The organism is Burkholderia sp. Ax-1719, from assembly GCF_011753055.1.
Lineage (GTDB): Bacteria > Pseudomonadota > Gammaproteobacteria > Burkholderiales > Burkholderiaceae > Paraburkholderia.
On sequence record NZ_VWWJ01000065.1, the window covers coordinates 1 to 2,856 of the forward strand.

The 2,856-nt window shown below is 53.0% G+C and carries 1 rRNA gene; it reads left to right on the forward strand.

Annotated features, from left to right (window positions below):
* Positions 1-87: 87 nt before the first annotated feature.
* Positions 88-2,856: ribosomal RNA gene (locus F3J17_RS35845) — 23S ribosomal RNA — on the forward strand; the annotation flags it as partial.

Below are 2,856 nucleotides of genomic sequence, written 5' to 3' on the forward strand. Positions count from 1 at the left end.
GCCTTGAAATACGGCGCAACACGAATACTCAACCTGTAGCGAGTGAATCCCGGTGTGAGCAATCACGCAGAGACACACCCGTTATAGGGTCAAGCGAACAAGTGCATGTGGTGGATGCCTTGGCGATCACAGGCGATGAAGGACGCGGTAGCCTGCGAAAAGCGGTGGGGAGCTGGCAAACAAGCTTTGATCCACCGATATCCGAATGGGGAAACCCACTCCGTATGGAGTATCCATGACTGAATACATAGGTCATGTGAAGCGAACGCGGTGAACTGAAACATCTAAGTAACCGCAGGAAAAGAAATCAACCGAGATTCCCAGAGTAGTGGCGAGCGAAATGGGACCAGCCTGCATTCTTTATCTTCGTTGTTAGCCAAACGCTCTGGAAAGTGCGGCCATAGTGGGTGATAGCCCCGTAGGCGAAAACAGCGAGGAAGAACTAGGTATGCGACAAGTAGGGCGGGACACGTGAAATCCTGTCTGAAGATGGGGGGACCATCCTCCAAGGCTAAATACTCGTGATCGACCGATAGTGAACCAGTACCGTGAGGGAAAGGCGAAAAGAACCCCGGGAGGGGAGTGAAATAGATCCTGAAACCGCATGCATACAAACAGTCGGAGCCTCGCAAGGGGTGACGGCGTACCTTTTGTATAATGGGTCAGCGACTTACATTCAGTGGCAAGCTTAACCGAATAGGGCAGGCGTAGCGAAAGCGAGTCCGAACAGGGCGATTAGTCGCTGGGTGTAGACCCGAAACCAGGTGATCTATCCATGGCCAGGTTGAAGGCACGGTAACACGTGCTGGAGGACCGAACCCACTAACGTTGAAAAGTTAGGGGATGAGCTGTGGATAGGGGTGAAAGGCTAAACAAACCTGGAAATAGCTGGTTCTCTCCGAAAACTATTTAGGTAGTGCCTCGTGTATCACCTTCGGGGGTAGAGCACTGTCATGGTTGATGGGTCCATTGCGGATTACGTCGCCATAGCAAACTCCGAATACCGAAGAGTGCAATCACGGGAGACAGACATCGGGTGCTAACGTCCGGTGTCAAGAGGGAAACAACCCAGACCGCCAGCTAAGGTCCCCAAATATAGCTAAGTGGGAAACGAAGTGGGAAGGCTAAAACAGTCAGGAGGTTGGCTTAGAAGCAGCCACCCTTTAAAGAAAGCGTAATAGCTCACTGATCGAGTCGTCCTGCGCGGAAGATGTAACGGGGCTAAGCTATATACCGAAGCTGCGGATGCACATTTATGTGCATGGTAGGAGAGCGTTCTGTAAGCCTGCGAAGGTGCATTGAAAAGTGTGCTGGAGGTATCAGAAGTGCGAATGCTGACATGAGTAGCGATAAAGGGGGTGAAAGGCCCCCTCGCCGTAAGCCCAAGGTTTCCTACGCAACGTTCATCGGCGTAGGGTGAGTCGGCCCCTAAGGCGAGGCAGAAATGCGTAGCTGATGGGAAGCAGGTCAATATTCCTGCACCATTGTTGAATGCGATGGGGGGACGGATCGCGGAAGGTTGTCCGGGTGTTGGAAGTCCCGGTCCTTGCATTGGAGAAGGCGCTTTGGCAAATCCGGGCGCGGAATTCAAGGGTGTGAGGCCATCCACTTAGGTGGAGAAGCAACTGGAAGTGGTTCCAAGAAAAGCCTCTAAGCTTCAGTTCAACAGTGACCGTACCGCAAACCGACACAGGTGGGCGAGATGAGTATTCTAAGGCGCTTGAGAGAACTCGGGAGAAGGAACTCGGCAAATTGGTACCGTAACTTCGGGATAAGGTACGCCCTTGTAGCTTGAAGAGCCTGCGCTCTGAGGGTGAAGGGGTTGCAATAAACTGGTGGCTGCGACTGTTTAATAAAAACACAGCACTCTGCAAACACGAAAGTGGACGTATAGGGTGTGACGCCTGCCCGGTGCCGGAAGATTAAATGATGGGGTGCAAGCTCTTGATTGAAGTCCCGGTAAACGGCGGCCGTAACTATAACGGTCCTAAGGTAGCGAAATTCCTTGTCGGGTAAGTTCCGACCTGCACGAATGGCGTAACGATGGCCACACTGTCTCCTCCCGAGACTCAGCGAAGTTGAAGTGTTTGTGATGATGCAATCTCCCCGCGGCTAGACGGAAAGACCCCATGAACCTTTACTGTAGCTTTGCATTGGACTTTGAACCGGTTTGTGTAGGATAGGTGGGAGGCTGTGAAGTGTGGACGCTAGTCTGCATGGAGCCGTCCTTGAAATACCACCCTGATCTGTTTGAGGTTCTAACCTTGGTCCGTGATCCGGATCGGGGACAGTGCATGGTAGGCAGTTTGACTGGGGCGGTCTCCTCCCAAAGGGTAACGGAGGAGTACGAAGGTACGCTAGGTACGGTCGGAAATCGTGCTGATAGTGCAATGGCATAAGCGTGCTTGACTGCGAGACTGACAAGTCGAGCAGGTGCGAAAGCAGGTCATAGTGATCCGGTGGTTCTGTATGGAAGGGCCATCGCTCAACGGATAAAAGGTACTCTGGGGATAACAGGCTGATACCGCCCAAGAGTTCATATCGACGGCGGTGTTTGGCACCTCGATGTCGGCTCATCTCATCCTGGGGCTGTAGCCGGTCCCAAGGGTATGGCTGTTCGCCATTTAAAGAGGTACGTGAGCTGGGTTTAAAACGTCGTGAGACAGTTTGGTCCCTATCTGCCGTGGGCGCTGGAAGTTTGAGGGGGCCTGCTCCTAGTACGAGAGGACCGGAGTGGACGAACCTCTGGTGTACCGGTTGTCACGCCAGTGGCATCGCCGGGTAGCTATGTTCGGAAGAGATAACCGCTGAAAGCATCTAAGCGGGAAACTCGCCTCAAGATGAGACTTCCCCGGG